Annotated in this window: 22 protein-coding genes and 1 tRNA gene; 10 read left to right on the top strand and 13 right to left on the bottom strand. The window is 67.9% G+C overall.

From position 1 onward, the window contains the following. Nucleotides 1–77: 77 nt before the first annotated feature. Nucleotides 78–1193: a M24 family metallopeptidase gene (locus RU09_RS12605; protein ID WP_042541079.1), complete on the bottom strand. Its 1116-nt coding sequence runs from the start codon at nt 1191–1193 to the stop codon at nt 78–80. Between the two features lie 43 nt (nt 1194–1236). After that, the gene (locus tag RU09_RS12600; protein WP_042541039.1) at nt 1237–1686 is read right to left on the bottom strand and encodes a DUF1801 domain-containing protein; all 450 of its coding nucleotides are present in this window, start codon (nt 1684–1686) and stop codon (nt 1237–1239) included. A 155-nt stretch (nt 1687–1841) separates the two neighbouring features. Between RU09_RS12600 and RU09_RS12595 the strand changes: the two genes are divergently transcribed. Further along, nucleotides 1842–2264, top strand: a complete 423-nt coding sequence (locus tag RU09_RS12595) for an NUDIX hydrolase (RefSeq protein WP_042541037.1) — start codon at nt 1842–1844, stop codon at nt 2262–2264. 1 nt (nt 2265) lies between these two features. On the opposite strand, the gene RU09_RS12590 is transcribed toward RU09_RS12595, so the two are convergent. Both RU09_RS12590 and RU09_RS12585 read right to left on the bottom strand, forming a co-directional pair. Further along, nucleotides 2266–2727 (bottom strand): aminoacyl-tRNA deacylase, encoded by a 462-nt coding sequence (locus tag RU09_RS12590; protein WP_042541035.1) that lies wholly within the window; start codon nt 2725–2727, stop codon nt 2266–2268. Nucleotides 2728–2777: 50 nt separating this feature from the next. Next, complete coding sequence (locus RU09_RS12585) at nt 2778–3278, bottom strand: hypothetical protein (protein WP_042541033.1); 501 nt, start codon at nt 3276–3278, stop codon at nt 2778–2780. 145 nt (nt 3279–3423) lie between these two features. Here RU09_RS12585 and RU09_RS12580 point away from each other — a divergent pair, with 145 nt between their 5' ends. Both RU09_RS12580 and RU09_RS12575 read left to right on the top strand, forming a co-directional pair. After that, a complete protein-coding gene (locus RU09_RS12580; protein WP_042541032.1) occupies nt 3424–3981 on the top strand; it encodes a peptidylprolyl isomerase in 558 nt (185 codons plus the stop codon). A gap of 21 nt (nt 3982–4002) precedes the next feature. Then, nucleotides 4003–4905 carry a rhomboid family intramembrane serine protease gene (locus tag RU09_RS12575; RefSeq protein WP_042541030.1) on the top strand — a complete coding sequence of 301 codons (903 nt, stop codon included), beginning with the start codon at nt 4003–4005 and terminating at the stop codon, nt 4903–4905. 180 nt (nt 4906–5085) lie between these two features. Here the strand turns inward: RU09_RS12575 and RU09_RS12570 are convergent, their stop codons facing one another. Continuing rightward, complete coding sequence (locus tag RU09_RS12570) at nt 5086–5325, bottom strand: cell division protein CrgA (RefSeq protein WP_042541028.1); 240 nt, start codon at nt 5323–5325, stop codon at nt 5086–5088. 86 nt (nt 5326–5411) lie between these two features. Between RU09_RS12570 and RU09_RS12565 the strand changes: the two genes are divergently transcribed. The 3 genes from RU09_RS12565 to RU09_RS12555 are packed head-to-tail and all read left to right on the top strand — an operon-like array spanning nt 5412 to nt 7016. Further along, nucleotides 5412–6206 carry a class E sortase gene (locus tag RU09_RS12565; protein WP_042541026.1) on the top strand — a complete coding sequence of 265 codons (795 nt, stop codon included), beginning with the start codon at nt 5412–5414 and terminating at the stop codon, nt 6204–6206. Nucleotides 6207–6228: 22 nt separating this feature from the next. Then, the gene (locus RU09_RS18745) at nt 6229–6384 is read left to right on the top strand and encodes a hypothetical protein (protein ID WP_042541024.1); all 156 of its coding nucleotides are present in this window, start codon (nt 6229–6231) and stop codon (nt 6382–6384) included. Continuing rightward, complete coding sequence (locus RU09_RS12555) at nt 6381–7016, top strand: anthranilate synthase component II (protein ID WP_042541022.1); 636 nt, start codon at nt 6381–6383, stop codon at nt 7014–7016. Before RU09_RS18745 ends, RU09_RS12555 begins: the two co-directional genes overlap by 4 nt. Before the next feature lie 20 nt (nt 7017–7036). Here the strand turns inward: RU09_RS12555 and pknB are convergent, their stop codons facing one another. The 7 genes from pknB to RU09_RS12520 form a co-directional block, all read right to left on the bottom strand. After that, the gene (gene pknB, locus RU09_RS12550) at nt 7037–8731 is read right to left on the bottom strand and encodes a Stk1 family PASTA domain-containing Ser/Thr kinase (protein ID WP_042541020.1); all 1695 of its coding nucleotides are present in this window, start codon (nt 8729–8731) and stop codon (nt 7037–7039) included. A 54-nt stretch (nt 8732–8785) separates the two neighbouring features. Next, complete coding sequence (locus tag RU09_RS12545; RefSeq protein ID WP_042541018.1) at nt 8786–10540, bottom strand: protein kinase domain-containing protein; 1755 nt, start codon at nt 10538–10540, stop codon at nt 8786–8788. After that, nucleotides 10537–11991 carry a peptidoglycan D,D-transpeptidase FtsI family protein gene (locus tag RU09_RS12540; RefSeq protein WP_042541016.1) on the bottom strand — a complete coding sequence of 485 codons (1455 nt, stop codon included), beginning with the start codon at nt 11989–11991 and terminating at the stop codon, nt 10537–10539. The genes RU09_RS12545 and RU09_RS12540 overlap by 4 nt, the downstream gene beginning before the upstream one ends. A gap of 75 nt (nt 11992–12066) precedes the next feature. Next, the gene (locus tag RU09_RS12535; protein WP_042541014.1) at nt 12067–13452 is read right to left on the bottom strand and encodes an FtsW/RodA/SpoVE family cell cycle protein; all 1386 of its coding nucleotides are present in this window, start codon (nt 13450–13452) and stop codon (nt 12067–12069) included. After that, entirely contained in the window at nt 13449–14744 is a 1296-nt protein-coding gene (locus RU09_RS12530; RefSeq protein ID WP_042541012.1) for a PP2C family protein-serine/threonine phosphatase, read from the bottom strand. The genes RU09_RS12535 and RU09_RS12530 overlap by 4 nt, the downstream gene beginning before the upstream one ends. 7 nt (nt 14745–14751) lie before the next feature. Then, a complete protein-coding gene (locus RU09_RS12525) occupies nt 14752–15282 on the bottom strand; it encodes an FHA domain-containing protein FhaB/FipA (protein ID WP_042541010.1) in 531 nt (176 codons plus the stop codon). Further along, nucleotides 15279–16007: an FhaA domain-containing protein gene (locus RU09_RS12520; protein WP_042541009.1), complete on the bottom strand. Its 729-nt coding sequence runs from the start codon at nt 16005–16007 to the stop codon at nt 15279–15281. Before RU09_RS12520 ends, RU09_RS12525 begins: the two co-directional genes overlap by 4 nt. Before the next feature lie 318 nt (nt 16008–16325). Here RU09_RS12520 and RU09_RS12515 point away from each other — a divergent pair. Further along, nucleotides 16326–16408 (top strand) — tRNA-Leu (locus RU09_RS12515). A gap of 73 nt (nt 16409–16481) precedes the next feature. Here RU09_RS12515 and RU09_RS12510 read toward each other — a convergent pair. Beyond that, nucleotides 16482–16895 (bottom strand): hypothetical protein, encoded by a 414-nt coding sequence (locus tag RU09_RS12510; protein WP_042541007.1) that lies wholly within the window; start codon nt 16893–16895, stop codon nt 16482–16484. 159 nt (nt 16896–17054) lie between these two features. Here RU09_RS12510 and RU09_RS12505 point away from each other — a divergent pair, with 159 nt between their 5' ends. The 3 genes from RU09_RS12505 to RU09_RS12495 all read left to right on the top strand — a co-directional run bounded on the left by RU09_RS12505 (nt 17055) and on the right by RU09_RS12495 (nt 19784). Next, nucleotides 17055–17411 (top strand): hypothetical protein, encoded by a 357-nt coding sequence (locus RU09_RS12505; protein ID WP_042541005.1) that lies wholly within the window; start codon nt 17055–17057, stop codon nt 17409–17411. A gap of 143 nt (nt 17412–17554) precedes the next feature. Beyond that, on the top strand, nt 17555–18916 hold the full coding sequence (locus RU09_RS12500; protein ID WP_197066062.1) for an LCP family protein: 1362 nt from the start codon (nt 17555–17557) through the stop codon (nt 18914–18916). A 70-nt stretch (nt 18917–18986) separates the two neighbouring features. Then, complete coding sequence (locus RU09_RS12495) at nt 18987–19784, top strand: siderophore-interacting protein (protein ID WP_042541003.1); 798 nt, start codon at nt 18987–18989, stop codon at nt 19782–19784. Nucleotides 19785–19790: the final 6 nt, after the last annotated feature.

Genomic DNA, 19790 nt, shown 5'->3' with positions numbered 1-19790 from the left:
GGAGACAGTCTTGCCACCCGGGATCGTGTCGACCAAGGGGCTTGACCGACCGCGCGCCGACGACCTGCCGGCGCGGTTCAGACCGCGGCGAGTCCGTGGGGTGCGATGTTCAGGCGCTCGCATCCGTCGGCGGTCACGACGACGATGTCCTCGATGCGTGCACCCCACTCGCCTGGGAAGTAGATGCCGGGTTCGATGCTGAACGCCATGCCCTCGCGCAGCACCAGGTCGTTGCCGGGCGCGATGTAGGGCTCTTCGTGCACCGAGACGCCGATGCCATGACCGGTGCGGTGCAGGAAGGCCTCTCCGAGCCCCGCCTCAGCGAGCACGGACCGCGCCGCGGCGTCGATCTGCTCGGCCGTCGCTCCGGGGCGCACGGCGTCGACCGCGGCCTGCTGAGCGCGCACGAGCACCGCGATGCGATCGGCAGCGTCTGCGTCGGGGGCGCCGACGACGTACGTGCGGGTGCTGTCGGAGTTGTAGCCGCTGGGCACCGCTCCCCCGATGTCGACGACCACGATCTCTCCGTCGCCGATCACCCGGTCCGACACCTCGTGATGCGGGTCGGCGCCGTTGGGGCCGGAGCCGACGATGACGAACTCGACCGTGCGGTGCCCCTCGGCGACGATGGCTTCGGCGATGTCGGCCGCCACCTCGCGCTCGGTGCGCCCGGCACGCAGCCACTCGGGCAGGCGCCTGTGCACGGCGTCGATCGCCTCGCCGGCCAGCCGCAGCTCGGCGATCTCCTCGGCATCCTTGATCATGCGACCCTCACGCAGCACCGGCGTCGCGAGCTCGACGCGCACATCGATCCGGTCGGCCAGCGGAATGACGTGCAGTGCCGGCAGTGCGTCGGAGACGCCGACCCTTGAGACGGTGCCGAGGGCCGCGGCCACGAGGTCGTAGGGGTTGTCGCCGTCGACCCAGTCGGAGACCGCGAGTCCGAGCGCCCCCACAGCGGTGGTCCTCACCTTCGCCAGCTCCATCCTCGGCACGACGATCGTGGGAGCGAGTCCGGGACCGAGCACGAGTGCTGTGAGGCGTTCGATCGTGTCGCCTTCGACGCCGACCAGATACTGCAGGTCGGGGCCCGGGCCCACGACTATTCCGTCGAGACCGGCGTCGGCGGCGAGAGACGCGGCGCGGTCGAGTCGGGCGGCGTACACGGAAGCGGGGAACGGCAGTGTGCTCACGGCATCCACGCTACTGCTCGGGCCTGCGACAGGGAACGACGACTCAGCTGACGGCGAGGCGGATGCGCTCGGTGAGCACCTTGCGGTTCGCTGCAGTGAGGTCGAGCAGCGCGTAGGCGGTCGGCCACATCGTGCCGTCGTCGAGGTTCGAGATGGGCTCGAACCCGAAGGTGCCGTAGCGGACCTTGAACTTGCTCGCCGGCTGGAAGAAGCACAGCACCTTGCCGTCCTTGCCCCACGCCGGCATGCCGTAGTAGGTGCGCGGCAACAGCTCGGGAGCGACCTCGGTGACGAGGACATGCAGCGCCAGCGACAACTCGCGATCCTTGTCGTCCGGCAGCTTCGCCACCGCCGCCTCGAGATCTGCGATCCCCTCGGCGCGCACTTCCTCAGGACTCTTCTTCGCTCGAGAGCGCGACTTGCGCTTGTCGGCCGCGGCCTCCTTCATCGCCTCGCGTTCCTCGGCGCTGAAGTTCTTCTCGTTGTCAGCCATGACGGGTTCCTTTCCTGGCGTGATCTGCGATGAACTTCACACTACGGATGCCACGGCCGGCTGTGCTTCTCGATTCCTGATCGATCCGGCCCCCTCTGTCATGACGGCTCGACACACTGCGGTGGACGTCATCGCGCGGGGGCTAGTGTGAGGGCATGGACATGCGGGTCGCGGCATACGCGGTCGTCACCGATGACGACGGACGCATACTTCTGGCGCGCTGGATCGAAGGACGCCGAGTCGCCTGGACGATGCCCGGTGGCGGTCTCGAGGCCGGCGAGGCACCCGAAGACGCCGTGCGTCGGGAGCTTCGTGAGGAGACCGGCTACAGCGTCAAAGTCGGGGAGCTGCTCGGCATCCACTCGCGGGTGATCCCCGCCGGTCAGCGGGTGGGCGAGTCGGACCAGCCGCTGCACACGCTGCGCATCGTCTACCGCGCATCCGTGACGGGCGGGAAGTTGACCTTCGAGGCCGACGGCTCGACCGACATGGCGGAGTGGTTCCCCCTCAAGGCAGTGAAGGAGCTGCAGAGGGTGAAGCTGGTCGACATCGCACTGCGGATGGCCGGCATCCTCTGAGTCAGTCGCGCGCCTCTTCGGGAACCGAGATGTCGGCCACCGTCGCGCCGTAGGCGGAGATGAGGTCGTCTGCGTCCACGAACAGGCTGTAGCCGTGAGCACCGGCGCCCATGGCGATCCGCTGTCCGATGATCGACTCGTCGGCGAAGACGGGCCAGTCGGTGGTGCTGCCGATCGGTACGATCGTGCCGCGCTCGTATCCGGTCGCCGCGAGGGCCAGCTCCGGCTCAGGCAGGCGCAGCTTGTTCACACCCACCACCGCACGCAGCTTGGGCCACGAGATCGACCTGCCGCCCGGAACCAGCGCGAACAGATAGGTGTCGTCCGAGCGCTTGACGACGAGGGTCTTCACGATGCCGGAGGGCAGGATGCCGAGCAGTTCCGCAGCTTCGACGAGGCTGCGGGCCGCCGGTCGTTCACGGATCTCGATCTCGAGGCCCCGCGCGGCCGCGGCATCCTTCACCCGAGCATGGAGATCCCCCGGCTCAGTGGCCGGGGGCTCCGGTGTCGAGGTCACGCGTCAGGTGCGGAGAGCGGGTCGTCGGCGACCCAGAGCTCGTCGTCTGCGCGCAGTGCCTGCCAGGCGGCGTAGAGAACACCGGCTGCTGCGGCGACTCCGAGGATCAGGGCGATGATCGAGCCGACGCCCGGGCCCTTCGGCTCGGGCTTGGTGGCCTTCCGGACCTTGCGAACGACACCCTCGCGCTTGGCGTTCGCCACGTCCCACGCGGTGAGCGCGGTTCCGACGACTCCGCCGACGATCGGGACGACCTTGTCGTCGACGACGTGGTGGCCGAATCGCACGCCACGGTCGACGACGGGGGCGACGCGACGGTTGTAGGTGTCCTGCACGACAGGACCGACCTGCTCGCGGCCGAAGTGGCCGAGCTGGCGTCCGGCCTCACGGGCGACGTCGGCGGCGTGGCCGACCAGGACCTGCTGGTTCTCCCAGAGCTGGTTCGCGTCGTTCTGAAGACGACGCAGCTCCTTCTTCCGCTTGCGGCTGATGCTCACGATGCTCTCCTGTCGATTGGAGTACGGATTCCCCATCTTGCCACGCGACCCTGGATGGGGCGAGGGAATCGCCGAACCCTTGCGCCGAAGGCGGATCGACGCTAGACGCGGGCCAACTCATGGGAAGCTCTGCGAGAATGGACGCATGGCTCATGCTTCTCATGTCGCAACCCTGCACACCAACCACGGTGACATCGTCATCAACCTCTTCGGCGACCACGCTCCGAAGACGGTCAAGAACTTCGTCGGCCTCGCCGACGGCACCCAGGAGTGGACGCACCCCGCCACCGGCAAGCCGGGCGAGGGCGCTCTCTACAAGGACGTCGTCTTCCACCGCATCATCCCGAACTTCATGATCCAGGGCGGCGACCCGCTCGGACAGGGCATCGGCGGCCCCGGCTACAACTTCGACGACGAGATCAACATGGAGCTCAACTTCAACGAGCCCTACATCCTCGCCATGGCGAACGCCGGCCTGCGTCGCAACGCCATCACGGGCAAGCCCGAGGGCACCAACGGCTCGCAGTTCTTCATCACGACCGACCCCACTCCCTGGCTCCAGGGCAAGCACACGATCTTCGGCGAGGTCGCCGATGACGCCTCCAAGGCTGTCGTCGACGCGATCGCCGCAGTGCCGACGGCCGCGGGCGACCGCCCGATCGAGCCCGTCGTGCTGCAGTCGATCGACATCGTCGCGGCCTGACGCCGACGCTGGCCGATCCGGATGACGACGCCTGAGTTCGCGGACAACCGCGACAACTTCTGCTACCGGCATCCGGATCGGCAGAGCTTCGTGCTCTGCCAGCGGTGCCTGCGAACGATCTGCCCCGAGTGCCAGACGCAGGCGCCGGTCGGAGTGATCTGCCCCGAGTGCATGGCCGAGCAACGCAAGAGCCGCACTCCCGCCCAGAAGCGTGCAGAGCGCCGGTGGGGCGGCCGCAACACGGCGACCGCCGCCGTGCGCAGCGGCAAGCCGATAGTCACGTACGCACTGCTCGCAGTGACGTCGTTCATCGGGCTGGTGCAGCTGATCCCGGGGATCGGCGACGCGATCACGGGCCAGCTGCTCTTCGCGGCGGGATATCTGTATCCGAACCTGTCTCTCATGACCTTCGAGCCCTGGCGGCTTCTCACCGCCGTGTTCGTCCACGGCGGTTTCCTGCATCTCGCGCTCAACATGCTTGCGCTGTGGATGCTGGGGCAGAGCCTGGAGCCGATGCTCGGTCGGGTCCGCTTCCTCGCGCTCTATCTGATCAGCGGACTCGGCGGTTCCGTCGCCGTCGCCCTGCTCGCGCCCGGGACCGCGACGGTCGGCGCCTCCGGGGCGATCTTCGGCCTCATGGCCGCGCTGCTGATCATCGGCAGGCACATCGGCGCGAACGTCACGGGGATCCTCGTGATCCTCGGCATCAACTTCGTCGTCGGATTCGTGTTCTCTCAGAACATCGCCTGGCAGGCGCACCTCGGTGGAGCGATCGTCGGCGCACTCGTCGCATTCATCCTCACGAGAACCCGAAGGCGAGAGCAGCGCACGCTGCAGATCCTGCTGCTCGCTGCGGTGGTCGTGGTGCTCGTCCTGATCGTCGCCTTCCTGGTGCCGTTCCTGATCACGACGGTTTACTCCTGATCAAGAGTTGTTAACAGGGTTGTTAACCGTTGTGAATAACATGGGTGTAATTCTCCCCAGGGTGGGGATAACCTGTGGATAACTCAGGACGACATGTTGACCGAATCGCTCGTCGACGACACGAAGAAGGCCCCTCTCGCCTGAGCGAGAGGGGCCTTCTTCGAAGAGAGGGGGCTGGCGTCAGCGCCAGCGGGTGGTCATCAGGAATCCGATCAGGGCGATGCCCAGACCGATCGCGAGGTTCCAGTTGTCGAGACCGGGAATCGGGAACTGCATGCCGGAGATGTAGAACACCAGAATCCACACCAGACCGAGGAGCATGAAGCCGACCATCACCGGCTTGAACCACACGGCGTTGGGTGCGGCTTCGCCTTCGCTGCGCGGAGCTTCGGGTTCTTCAGTCTTGCGGTCGCGTGCCATTCCCACAGTGTACCCAAGAGTGTCATATCGCGCGGAAAAGCAAGGCCAGAGGGCTGGTGTCCAGGTCTGGAAGATAAGATCTGGCCATGACTGCATCCGTCGTCTCGGGGGAGCGACGTGCACGACGCCGTCGCCCCCGATCGCGCGCGACCTTCACGAGCGTGCTCGGCGAGCTGTTGCTCACCGGTGGCGTGCTCGTGCTGCTCTTCGTCGCCTGGCAGATGTGGATCGGCGACATCATCATCGCCGCGCAGAAGAACGACGAGGGCGCGGCCATGTCGCAGACGCTTGCCGAGGCTCCGGCACCCGAGCCTCCGCCCCTGATCGAGGGGGAGGACGGCACGACCTACTACGAGCCCGTGATACCCGCCGCCCCCGCCGACGCACAGTGGTTCGCGCAGATGCACGTGCCGCGCTTCGGTGCTGACTACAACGTCGGCATCTACGGGGGCACGAGCCGTGCACGCACCCTCGACGACCTGGGAATCGGCGTCTACACCGACTCGAAGATGCCCGGCGAGGTCGGCAACTTCGCGATGGCCGGCCACCGCACCACCTGGGGCAAGCCGTTCAACCAGCTCGACAAGCTCCAGGTCGGCGATGCGATCGTCGTCGAGACCCCCGACGGATGGTTCACCTACCGTTTCCGGACGCTGGAGTACGTGAAGCCGACCCAGACCGACGTGCTGCTCGATGTGCCGCAGATGCCGGGCGTCGAGACGGGCGAGAAGTACATCACTCTGACCGCCTGCTCGCCGCTCTACTCACTCGCTGAGCGCATCGTCGCCTACGGGGTGTTCGACAGCTTCCAGCCACGCGCCGAGGGCCCGCCCATGGCGCTCACCGACCCCCCGCCTCCGCCGGCTGCGCCGTCGATCTAGCCGAACGGAACGAGACGAAATCATGTATGCCGCACTCTGGCGCCTGCTGCCCGGTCCGTGGTGGCTGAAGCTCTTCTTCCTCCTCGTGCTCATCGCAGCAGTGCTCTACGGGTTGTTCTGGTTCGTGTTCCCCTGGGTGAGCCCCCTGATCACACCGGGCGAGGTCGATCTCGAATGACCCGCGTGCTGGTCGTGGACAACCACGACAGCTTCGTGCACACCCTCGTCGGGTACCTGCGTGAGCTCGGCGCCGATGTGACCCTGATCGAAGCGGATGCCACCGACGCCGCGCAGCTCGAGGCGATGCTGCCCGCCTTCGACGCGCTGCTCCTCTCGCCGGGCCCGGGCACACCAGCCGACGCCGGGGTATCCATCGATGCCGTGCGCCTCGCCGCGCGGATCGGGATGCCGCTCCTCGGCGTCTGCCTCGGGCATCAGGTGATCGGCGCGGCTTTCGGCACAGCCGTGTCGGAGGCGCCGGAGCTGATGCACGGCATGGTGTCGCGGGTCACGCACGACGGCTCGGCTCTCTTCGCCGGCATCCCGTCGCCGTTCGATGCCGGCAGATATCACTCTCTCGCCCTCGCGGAATCGGCGCTGCCGGCCGACGTCGTCGTCACCGCGCGCACGGAGAGCGGCACCGTCATGGCCCTGGCGCACAGCCGGCTGCCGATTCTCGGGGTGCAGTTCCACCCCGAGAGCGTGCTCACTGAAGGCGGCTACCGCCTGCTGGCGAACTGGCTCGACCTCTGCGGCGACCCGGACGCCGTGGCTCTGTCGGCGAAGCTGCATCCCCTGTCGGGCGTGTGAAGCGTCGGTGACGCCTCGGGTCAGCCGGCGGCGACGCAGTAGCGCAGTTCGACGGTCGAGCCGATCGCGACATCGCCCGGCGCGGCCGACATCGACGACACGGTGGGAGGCTCGGTCGGCGTGCAGTCGATCAGCTCGACCGGGCTCGGTGTGAGCCCGATGCGTTCGAGCTCTGCCTGCGCGGCATCCATCGTCCACCCTGTGACATCGGTGAGGGTCACCCGGCCGCTGGCGACCACGAGATTCACGACGGTCTGCGGCGCGACCTCGCTCTCGGCGGCCTCGCTCGCCTCCATCACCGTCTCTGCTGCCAGGCCCTTGTCGTTGCGCTGGATCACCGTGCCGAGTTCGAGACCCGCTGCCGCGAGAGCATCTTTGGCGGCCGTCAACGACAGCCCCTCGAGAATCGGCACCATCACGGTCTCTTTGCCTGATGACACGTAGATGGTGACGGAATCACCCTCGCTGACGGCTGTACCGCTCTCCGGATCGGTGCGGATCACGTTGCCCTCGACGATGTCGTTGCTCGACTCGAGCACGAGCTTGGTGGTCAGATCGAGCTCGGCGAGATCGTCTTGGGCGCGCTCGGACGAGACGTTGACGAGATCCGGCACGACGCGAGCGCTCGACGGCACGTCATCCGGGCGCATGCTGAGCGTCCACACCCAGAACAGCACGGATGCGAGGAGCACCGCGAGCAGCGCGACACCTGCCCAGATCCACGCGACCGGCGGACCCGACTGCGTGCGAGCCATGGTCGTGTCAGTGCTCAGCTGGCGCAGCGACCGGGCCGTCTCCTGCGCGGCGCGCGGGCTCGGTCCATACAGCTCGCTGGTGAGCGCGCCGAGTTCCTTGCGGCTCGGCGCGTGGCCGGAGACCGCGGAGTCGAGCGCTGCGCGGAAGTGCGCGGCGTCCGGGTACCGCTGGTACGGGTCTTTCGCGAGTGCGCGGAGGACGATCGGGTCGAGCGCACCGGGGGAGTCCTCGTTCACCTCGGTCGGAGGCACGGGGGTCTCGCTGACGTGCTGGTACGCGACGGCGACCGGCGACTCGCCGCGGAACGGCTGACGACCGGTGAGCAGCTCGTAGAGCACCACGCCGGTGGAGTAGAGGTCGGCCCGGGCGTCGACCGGCTCGCCCTTGGCCTGCTCGGGCGAGAAGTATGCGGCGGTGCCGATGATCTGCGTGGTCTCGGCAACGGTCGAGGACGAGTCGGACACGGCGCGGGCGATGCCGAAGTCCATCACCTTGACCTGGCCCTTGTCGGTCACCATGACGTTGCCCGGCTTGATGTCTCGGTGCACGACGCCCGCGCGGTGCGAGTAGTCGAGCGCCTCGAGGATGCCGTCGACGTAGCGCACGGCGTCTTCGACAGGCACCGGACCCTTCGCGATGATGTCCTTCAGCAGGGTTCCGCTGATCAGCTCCATGATGATGTACGGAGGCTCATCGGTGCTGCTGTCGGTGGTCGAGGGGTCGCCGGCGTCGTAGACGCGGACGATCGACGGGTGAGACATGCGCGACGCCGACTGCGCCTCGAGACGGAAGCGTGTGCGGAACGCGTTGTCCCGTGCGAGCTCGGGGTCGAGGATCTTGATCGCGACCGCACGACCGAGCGTGAGGTCGTACCCTCGGTACACCTTCGCCATGCCGCCGTGCCCGATGAGCTCGTCTACGCGGTAGCGACCCGCGAGAACGCGTGGCTCTGTCGACACGTACTGACCCCCTGATACGACCTTGTGGATGCTCTAGCCTACGGCGAGAGCGGTTTATTCGCCTGAGTCGCCGCCGTCGGTGTCGCCCTCACCGGGATCCGGTGCGGCAGGCAGAATGGCGACGCCCGGCATCGCGTCGGACTGCTCGGACGGCATGTCGCTTCCGCAGAACACACGGAACGTGGCAGTGATCGTCTGGCCGGCCGTGCCGGGGACGATCTGCGTCGAGAGGACGCTCGGTCCGAAGCTGCGGATGGACTCGCCCGAGTTGCCGCCGGAGAAGGTCGCGTTGGTGAGCGTGACCTCGAAGGCGGACCGCGCCGGGGTGCCCGAGGGGCACTCGAAGCTCGGCCAGTTGAGCGTCACAGGGACGCCCTCGGTCGCGGTGCCGGCGATGGTCGGGGTGCCCGAGGGCTTGCCCACCTTCACCTGCTCCTTGAAGGTCGTCAGGGTGATGGTCGTGCCCTCCGGCACGTTCCCACCCGGCTGGACCGATTCGACCGTTCCGACCTGACTCGCGCTCGGGGCGACGGTGTTGCCCACGGTGCACTCGGCCTGCAGCCCGGCGTTGACCGCCGCGGCCTGCGCGGCCTCGCACTGCATTCCGACGAGCCCGAGAGCATCGACGTCGATCAGCTCGGGCTCGGGCGTCTCGGTCTCGCTCGGCGTCGGCTTGGGCGTCTGGACAGCCGTCTCCGACTGCGTCGGCTCGGGCTCGGGGTCGCCCGGGTTCATCAGAGCGAACACGGTTCCGCCGAGCACGATCACGAGCAGGGCGATCAGAGCGATGAGCGGCCACGTCCAGGGGCTGCGCTTCTTCTTCGTCTTCTCGGCGCCCTCATCGGCCTGCTCGCCGGTGGGCAGCTGGGCCGTGGTGGGGAGGATGCGAGTCGTGCCGTCGTCGCCCGATGCGGTGAGCAGTCGGGTGGCGTCGTCTGATGCCACGCCGCCGGTCGCGATGGCCGGCACGGCGATGGCCGCGGAGTTCAGGTCGCCTCGGCGCAGTGCCTGGGCGGCGCGTGCCACCGTCGCGGAGGACGAGGGCCGGTCGGCCGGCTTCTTGGCGATCATCGCCATGACGAGGTTCTGCACCGGGATCGGCACGGTCGGCGGCAGCGGCGGAGGCTGCTCGTTGATCTGCGCCATCGCGATCGCGACCTGCGACTCACCCGTGAAGGGGCGCTTGCCTGCGAGGCACTCGTACGCGACGATGCCGAGCGAGTAGGTGTCGGTCGCCGGCGATGCCGGGTGCCCGGAAGCCTGCTCCGGCGAGAGGTACTGCACGGTGCCCATGACCTGGCCGGTGGCCGTCAGCGGCACCTGGTCGGCGATGCGGGCGATGCCGAAGTCGGTGATCTTGACGCGGCCGTCGGGCGTGATCAGCAGGTTTCCCGGCTTGATGTCGCGGTGCACGAGGCCTGCTGCGTGGGCGGCCTGCAGAGCGGATGCCGTCTGCGCGACGATGTCGAGCGTCTTGTCGGCGCTCAGCGCGCCCTCGCGCTCGAGCACGGTCGAGAGCGCCTCGCCGGGCACGAGCTCCATGACGAGGTAGGCGCTGCCGTTCTCCTCGCCGTAGTCGAAGACGCTCGCGATGCCCTCGTGGTTGACGAGTGCGGCATGGCGCGCCTCAGCGCGGAACCGCTCGAGGAACCCGGGGTCCCCCATGTACTCGTCCTTGAGGATCTTGATGGCCACGGTGCGGCCGATGACGTGATCCGTCGCCTCCCACACCTCGCCCATGCCGCCGATCGCAATACGCGACTGCAGCTCGTAGCGACCACCGAACGACACACCCTGCGTCGGTCTCATCTGCCCAGCACCGCCTCTATGACCTTCTTTGCAATCGGAGCGGCGATGGTGTCGCCGGATCCTGACTGCCCTTGTCCGCCGCCGTCTTCGACGAGGACCGCTACTGCCACTTCCGGGTCGTCCGCCGGCGCGAAACCGGAGAACCACAACGTGTAGGGCTTGTTACCGTTCTCGGTCGTGCCTGTCTTTCCAGCCACATCGACCCCGTCTATTCTTGCACCCTGCGCAGCGCCGTTTGAGACGCTGGCGACCATCGACGCCGTGATCTGATCGGCGATCGTCGCATCGGTGGCCTGGCCGAACTGCGTGTCGTCGTACGAACGGATGACCGAGAGGTCGTTGCCGATCACCGTGTCGACCAGACGGGGGTTCATGACGACGCCTTCGTTCGCGATTCCCGCGGCCACCATCGCGATCTGCAACGGTGTGGCGGTGACCTGTCCCTGTCCGAATCCGGTCAGTCCGGTCTGCGGGTCGTCGAGGGCGCGGGGGTAGCTCGAGGGCGTCGACTCGAGAGGGGTGGAGAAGCTCTGGTTCCACCCGAACTTCTCCGCCATCTCGCGGATCTTGTCGTCGCCGAGCTGCACGGCGAGTTCAGCCATCGGGATGTTGCAGCTCAACCGGATCGCCTCGGCGATCGTCACGGTGTCACCCGGCCCGCACGTGCCGCCCCATGCGTTCGAGACCGTGTTGTTCGACTGCGGCAGCTGGTAGCGAGCGGGGTTCGGCAGCGTCGAGTCAGGGGTGTAGTCGCCGCTCGCATAGGCCGCGGCGGCGACCACGAGCTTGAACGTCGAGCCGGGCGGGTTGAGGTCCCCGGCGATCGCCCGATTCGAGAGCGGCTTCGTGGGGTCTTCGTCGAGCTGGTCGTAGGTCGCGTTCGCGGCATCCGCGTCATGCGTCGCGAGCAGGTTGGTGTCGAAGCCGGGCGTCGACACCATGGCGAGAATGCGCCCGGTCTTCGGCTCGATGGCGACGACGGCGCCGTTGAGTCCCTGGAGGCCCTCGTAGGCCGCTCGCTGCGCGGCGGCGTCGAGGGTCAGCTCCACACTGAATCCGCTCTGCGGCTGGCCCGAGAGGATCCGCTCGATCTCGGCGAAGAACGCGCTCGAGCCCGTGCCGGAGAGATCGGCGTTCATCGCCCGCTCGATCCCCGTCGCCGACTGCAGCGCAGGGTTGAAGTACCCGGTGACGGGCGCCCACATCGCGGCATCCGTGTAGACGCGCTGGAACTGATAGCGGTCGTCGGAGGCCGTAGAGGAGGCGATCGCCACGTCGTCGACGATGATCGATCCTCGTTGGATCTCGTAGCTGTCGAGCAGCGTGCGCCTGTTGTTCGGGTTCTGTCCGAGGGAATCGGCCTCGACGACCTGAATCCAGCTGGTCGCCGCGAACAGCGACAGGAACATGAACAGCATGACGATGCTGAGACGGCGGAGCTCTTTGGTCATGCGACGCCCCCTCGGGCGGAGTGCACGCCGGTCACTGAGCGCGGAGCGCAGCGGCGAGTCGAAGAGTCGGTCATGTCAGCCGATCACCGCCCTGGGTTGGCTGCGGACGCCGTCGGAGATGCGCAGCAGGATGGCCACGATGAGCCAGTTGGCCACGAGTGACGAGCCACCGGCGGCGAGGAACGGGGTGGTCAGACCGGTGAGCGGGATGAGCCGGGTCACACCGCCGACCATGATGAACACCTGCAGTGCGATGGTGAACGAGAGGCCGATGGCGAGGAGCTTGCCGAAGTCGTCCTGACCGGCGAGCCCGATGCGCACGCCGCGGCTGACGAACACCATGTAGAGGCAGAGGATGGCGAACAGCCCGATCAGGCCGATCTCCTCACCGAGGCTGGTGATGATGTAGTCGCTGTGCGCGAGCGGGGTGACCTCGGGGCGACCCTGACCCCATCCGGTGCCGAGCAGACCGCCGTGTGCGAGGCCGAACAGGCCCTGCATGGGCTGGAACCCTGCGACGTCCGGGTCGACCTTCTCAGGATCGAAGAGGAACAGCCAGTTCGTGAAGCGGCCCTGCACGTAGCTGAGGATCTGGGTGGCGACCGCGACGCCGGCTGCGACGAGGCCGAGGCCGATCAGCACCCAGCTGGTCTTGCCGGTGGCGACGTAGAGCATCGCGACGAACATGCCGAAGATGAGGGTTCCGGTGCCGAGGTCGCGCTGGATCACGATGATTCCGAGCGAGATCGCCCACACCACCAGCACGGGTCCGAGCTCGCGCATGCGCGGCCAGGTGATGCCGAGGAACTTCGTGCCCACCGACGTGAGGCTCTCACGGGTGCGCACCAGGTAGCCGGCGAAGAAGATGGCGAGGCAGATCTTGGCGAGCTCGCCCGGCTGGAAGGCGAACATGCCGCCGAGCGACACCCACACCTGGGCGTTCGCGTCGGGGATGCGCAGGCCGGGCACGAACGGCAGCAGCAGCAGCAGGATGCCGGAGAGCCCGAAGATGTACGTGTAGCGGAACAGCACCCGGTAGTTGCGCAGCAGGATCACGACGGCGATCGCTCCCGCGAGCGAGATCGCGGTCCACGCGAGCTGCTTCGTCGAGTACGCGTTCCACCCGGTCAGCGACTGGGCGATGTCGATGCGGTAGATCATCGCGATGCCGAGACCCGTGAGCAGGGTGGCGATCGGCAGGATGAAGGGATCGGCCGCGGAGGCCACGGCGCGCAGCACGAAGTGCACCGCGAACGCGAGAACGGCGAGACCGCCGCCGATCGCGAGGATCATCGGGTCGATGAGGCCGAGCGCGCCGAGCTGCACGAGCGTGAGGGACGCGCCGCTGATCGCGACGGCGAACAGCAGCAGCCAGAACTCGCGGTTGCGCTGCGTCTGCGGCATCCGCATCTTCTTGAGGGCCTTGATGACACTGGTGTCGGCCGTGACGTCGGTGCTCATCCCGCATCCTCCGTCGGCGTCTCGGTGGGCAGGGGAGTGGGCAGGGGAGTCTCGCCGATCACGCGGTCGGCTCCCGCCTGGAGCCGCGTGACGATCGCCTCTGCGTCGGAGAAGGAACGGGCGGTGATCGTGCGCTCGACGGAATCCCGCTGGTAGGGCGGGAGGTTCGCGAGCAGGATGTCGGTGTCGCGCAGCGGCGTCGACAGCGTGATCGGGCCGATGTTCTGCTGCACGCCCTGGTAGATCACGACGCTGTCCTCGTCGGCGCCGACGAAGTAGCGGGTCTGGGTCCAGCTGTAGGCCGCGAAGGCGGCGAACACGAGCATCGCGACGACCACCAGCATCCCGGCGATCCAGCCGAGACGACGGCGCTTGGCGCGTCGGCGGTCTTCCTCGATGAGCTCCTCGAGGTACTCGGGGGCCGGCTCGAAGTGGCTGGGCTCGTTCGCCGCCTGCCGAACCGGATGCAGCCAGTTGCCGCGCGGTGCGCGCACGGGCGGCACGGTGATGTTGGCGGGGTTCGAGGCCGATCCGACGATCGTCGCGGTGCCGGAGTGCATGGCGTGCTGGCCGCCGACCTCGACGAGGACGATCGTCACGTTGTCGGGCGCGCCGCCGTCGAGTGCCTGCTTCAGCAGGTTGTCGGCCGTGCGCCCCGGTGCCATGCCCATGCGCATCGCCTTGAGGATGTGCGCCTCGTCGACGACACCGGAGAGCCCGTCGGAGCACAGCAGCCAGCGGTCACCCGGCTGGGTGTGCATGACGAACATGTCGAGTTCCGGGTCGGCGTCCATGTCGCTGAGCACGCGCATGAGCACCGAGCGACGCGGGTGGTATCGCGCCTCTTCGGGGGTGATGCGACCAGAGTCGACGAGTCGCTGCACGAAGGTGTGGTCGGCGGTGATCTGGGTGACCGCATCGTCGCGGTAGAGGTAGATGCGCGAGTCGCCGATGTGACCGATGACCGCATAGTCGTCGACCATGATGATCGCGCTGAGCGTCGTGCCCAGGCCGGCGAGTTCGGGGCGGTCCTTGGCGGCGCGGATCAGATCACCGGCTGCCGTGGTCGCGGCGGCCTGAAGGGAGGCCTGTGCGTCTTCGACCGACGTGTAGGGCTGGTCGAGCGGCTCGAGCCGGTGGATCGCGATGCTCGACGCGACGTCGCCGCCCGCGTGGCCGCCCATGCCGTCGGCGACGACGAACAGGTTCGCTCCGGAGTATCCGGAGTCCTGGTTGTTGGAGCGGACCTTCCCGGTGTGGGAGATCGCGGCACTCGAGCCTTCGAAGACCATGCCGGGGTCAGGCTCGCAGCTCGAAGGTCGTGGCGCCCACCTTGATCGGGGTGCCGAGGGCGAGGCCGACCGGACCGCCGGTCACCCGCTGGCCGGCGACGTACGTGCCGTTGGTCGAGTCGAGATCCTGGATGGCCCAGCTGTCGCCTCGGAGCAGCAGGCGCGCGTGATGGCTGGAGGTGTAGTCGTCGCGGATCACGAGAGCCGACTCGCTCGAGCGGCCGATCGTCAGAGTCTCGGTGCCGAGGGGCAGTTCGAGCCCCGCCTTCGGGCCGGAGGTGATCACGAGGCGCTTGGCCGTCGCGACCGTCGCGGGGCCGGTGCTGGGCATCGACGATGCGGGGCGGGATGCCGGTGCTGAGGCGGGTGCCTTCGTCGGGGCGGGCATCGCGGCAGCGGCCTCGGCCGGGAGCTTGCGCACCTTCATGCCGAACAGGTCGGCGCGCAGCGAGTAGACGACTCCGAACACGAAGAACCACAGGATCAGCAGGAAGCCGATGCGCAGCAGGAGCAGGACGAGCTCGCTGGGAGTGCTCACGAGATGGCTCCGAACGCGCGGGTCGCGTCGTCGTCGCGCGGCCGCGGCGGGCGTGACGGGGTGGCGACGGGAACGATGCGGAACACCAGGTCGGTGCGTCCGATGGTGATGGTGGTGTCAGAGGGAAGGGCCGCTTCTCGCACCTTCTGGCCGTCGACCTTGGTGCCGTTGGTCGAGCCGAGGTCGCGCATCATGGCGCGCTCGCCGTCCCAGAGGACCTCGACGTGCTTGCGGCTGGATCCCGCGTCGGAGATCGTGATGTCGGCATCCGTTCCACGGCCGATGACCGTGCGTGCACGGGTGAGCGAATGGCGGCGACCGTCGACGTCGATGACGGCCTGCCAGTTGACGCGGCCCTCGACCGTGCCCGAGCTGACGTTGATCGTGCCGGTGGCGATCTTGTCGTCGCCTTCGAGTGAGATCGACAGCGGGCCGGAGAAGCTGTAGCCCTGCGCCTTCGCGTGCTTCGTGAGCAGTGCATGCAGCTCATCGGTGAGCGCACCGCCGAGCCCCTGCATCCGCTCGGCGTCGTCAGTGCTGAGGCGCACGACGAAGTTGTTGGGCGCGATGATGCGGTCCCTGCTCACCACAGCCGCTTTGGTGTCCGCTTCGCGCCGAAGGGCCGAAGCGATCTCCACGGGCTGGATGCCGCTGCGGAAGGTCTTCGCGAACGCGCTGTTCACAGCGCGCTCGAGACCCTTCTCAAAGCTGTCAAGTAGTCCCACTGGGCTCCTCTGGCATACCGACCGGTACGCACATCGTAGCCAGGTGTGCTGGGTGAACGCCCTCGCGAGGCGGGAAAGCGCCGAGAATCCGGGGGAGTGGGGAGGGGTGTGCGGAGTTGAGGGTGGTGTCTCGCGGCGGTCGAGGGCGCGCCGTTCGGGAGGAGAACTGCCCCTGGGGAGGAGGAAATCGAGGGGATCCTCCTCCCCAGGGGCAGAAGTCCTCCCGAGGGTGCTGAGTCCACCGCGGCCTCGGTTTCTTCGCGAGGCGAAACGCGTGATATCTTTGGGAAGTTGAGTTCTTCGGAGCCCGACATACTCGCGCGAGTGGCGGAATGGTAGACGCGCTGGCTTCAGGTGCCAGTGTCCTTATGGACGTGGGGGTTCAAGTCCCCCCTCGCGCACAGCGAGAAGCAGATGTGAAAAGGCCCGGTTCCTCTCGAGGAAGCCGGGCCTTTCGCATGCGTCGGAAGTGTGTCAGCCGCGAATCGCCCGGCGAGCCGCCTCGAAGCGCACCCAGTCATGGTCGGAGGCCGGGGTCAGCTCCCACTCTTCGACGGGGCCGCTCTCCCATGCTGTCGCGGCCACAGCGCCACCCGCGTCGGTGAGATCCGTGACGACCGCGGCGTCGAGTCGGCCGCCGGCGAGGAGCTTCTGCTGTGATGCCTTCTTCACTCGACCCCACCACTCGGGTTCGGCCGTTGCGGTGAGCACCTCACCCTTCTTCAGGACGACGGCGACGGCATCCGCATCTCCAGGCGCGGAGTCCTCGACGACGAGAACCGGCGCCCGCCTCACGCCCAGCGCCGCGATCACCGCCTCGCCGAGGGTGTCGTAGCTGCCGGTGCTCGTGTGGCGGCCGTCGAGTGTGTGCCCGATGTGGAAGCTCATGGATGAAGGCTACTCACCGCTCACGTCTGACGCGCCGAGTGAAGCCGTTATTTTGAATGACTCAAAATAAGGTACGGTGGAAGAACAACGTGGTGCCGGGGTTGCAGCCCCGGCACCACTGTCCGTGAGACACCACCATCCCTGACTGAGGAGGCTCGCATGAGTCACGAACACGCCCCAGAGTACAGATCTCTGCCCGCCCCGCTGCTGCGGTTCGCACCGCATGAGTCCGTGCAGCGCATCACGACCGCCGACCTGCTCGCCACCCCGCCTCGCGCGAGCGAGCCCGGTCACTTCGTCGGTCGGGTGGACTCGGGCGGTCTGGGGAGCCCGAGCTATTTCGTCGGCGAGTACCGCGACGGGCGGATGCCGACCGCACTCGTGCTCGAATACGGCGCTTCGTCCCTCGACCAGACGGCATCGGCACGGGTGTGGAGCCTTGGCGATCACCGTGGGACGAGCCCGGACTACCGCCTCATCCACGATGACTCCTCCCGCGGCTACGTCACGGTGTGAGCCCGAGCTCACAGCACCCTCGCAGGACTCGCCGCCTCCACGTGTTGGTGGTGGCGGCTGAGTCGTGATGGTGTGAACAGGTGAGACCGCCAGCATCCTCCCCCAGTGACGGCCAGAACGACGCATCGCCCGAGACCGGACCGGTGCCCCGACCTCGCCGGCGGCGTGGTCGGGTGATCGGCTGGATCAGCGCTGCCGTCGTCGTGGCGCTGGTCGCCGTCGGTGCGATCGCCTACGCGCAGCTGCAGGGGAACGTCACGACCGCGCCGATCCGCTCGGACGACGGGGAGTCCGAACCCGAGCTCGCGACGGGGGATCTGAACATCCTGCTGCTCGGATCCGACTCGAGAGCGCTCGAATCGGACGGCTTCGGCGAAGACGACGGCACCGAGCGCAGCGATGCGATGGTCATCGCTCACATCTCGAGCGACAACACCCGGATCGACGCCGTGCAGCTTCCGCGTGACACCCTCGGCGACCTGCCCGCCTGCGATGACAACGGACGCGGGTCGTACGACGGCGGCTTCGGGATGCTGAACTCGGCCCTGCAGTACGGGCCGGCCTGCTCCGTCGCGGCGGTCGAGCAGCTCACGGGGATGACGATCGATCATTTCGTGCAGATGGACTTCGAGGGCTTCATCGGCATGGTCGATGCGATGGGCGGCATCGACGTGTGTCTGCCCGAACCCCTGCAGGACGGCCACGCGAGGCTCGACCTGCCGGCCGGCGCTCAGTCGATCAACGGCGACCAGGCGCTCGCTCTCGCCCGCACCCGGCACGCGCTCGCCGAAGAGAGCGACATCGCTCGCCTCGGGCATCAGCAGATGGTGCTCTCGGCGATCGTGCAGAAGGCCACGAAGTCCGACGTGCTGGTGCGCCCCGACCGTCTCTACGCGTTTCTCGATGCCGTCACCTCGTCGATGACCGTCGATCCGGGTCTCGGCGCCCTGACCGATCTGGCCGGCCTCGCCGCGCGGGTCGCGAATGTTCCCCTGAGCAGCGTGACGTTCGTCACGATGCCGACGACCGAGGCTCCGGAGGATCCCAACCGCGTCGTGCCCACCGCCGACGCCGACGTCATCTTCCGGGCGCTGATCGACGACGTGCCGATCGTGCTGACCACCGACGAGGTGCAGCCCCCAGCCACCGTGCGCACCGCCCCCGTGCAGATTCTCAACGGGGCGGGCATCAGCGGGCTGGCATCCCGCGTCTCGGAGGATGCGACGGGATACGGATACACGGTCGCGAGCATCGCCAATGCCGACCCGGTCGAACTGACGACGATCACCGCTGCGGACACCCCCGACGCCCAGCAGACGGCGCAGGCGCTGGCTGCCGAACTGGGCCTCGCGGTGACCGTTCAGGTCGGGGATGTCGAAGGAGTGCAGGTGCTGCTCGGTGGCGATTACGAAGCGCTCGTCTCCCAGCCCCACGCGACGCCGGTGCCGCCGCGCCCGGTCGATGCGGTGAACCGCAGCGCCGACACCGACCTCTGCGCCGGCTGAGCGGCCCTCGCTCCGGGCTGCGCCGGGCAGACTGGAGGGGACTTCGTTCCTCACCGTCAGGAGACGCAAAATGCCGGACCAGCCTCGTCGAACCCCCAGCCAAGCCGTGCTCAGCGTGCAGCGGGTGGAGAAGGTCAGTCCTGACCTCGTGCGCATCACGGCCGGAGGCGACGGGTACGAGGCCTTCACCGACAACGTCTTCTCCGACAAGTACGTGAAGATCCTGTTCGCCGACCCGCGCCACGGGCTCACTCCTCCGTACGATCTCGCGCAGCTGCGCGAGGAGAGCCCCGAGAAGCTGCCCACCCGACGCACCTACACGGTGCGCGCGGCGGATGCCGAGCAGCAGCGCCTCGTGATCGACTTCGTCGTGCACGGCGATGAGGGAGTCGCGGGCCCGTGGGCTCGCTCGGCGCAGATCGGCGACACGCTCGTCGTCAGCGGAGCAGGCGGCGGGTACCTGCCCGCCCCGGGAACCCCGTGGCATCTGCTCATCGGCGACCACACCGCCCTCCCCGCGATCTCGTCGGCCGTCGAAGCGATGGACGCGGATGCCGTCGGGCACGTCATCCTCACCGTCGCCGACCCCGCCGACCGCCTCCTGCCCGAGGCGCCGGCCGGCGTGACGGTTCGATGGACCGACTCGGATGACGAGCTGCTGGACGTTCTCGCCGAGCTGCCCTGGGGTGCGGGTCATCCCGGAGTCTTCGCGCATGGCGAGCGCGGAACCATCAAGGCCGTGCGGGCTCTGCTGAAGCAGCGCGACGTGCCGAGAGAGTCACTGTCGATCTCGGCCTACTGGGCACGGGGCCGCGCAGAGGATCAGTTCCAGGCCGAGAAGCGCGAGCCCATCGGTCAGATCGAGTAACGCTCG

The sequence above is a fragment of the Microbacterium sp. MEJ108Y genome, assembly GCF_000834175.1.
Taxonomy (GTDB): domain Bacteria; phylum Actinomycetota; class Actinomycetes; order Actinomycetales; family Microbacteriaceae; genus Microbacterium; species Microbacterium forte.
This window is presented reverse-complemented; position numbering and strand designations above follow the sequence as displayed.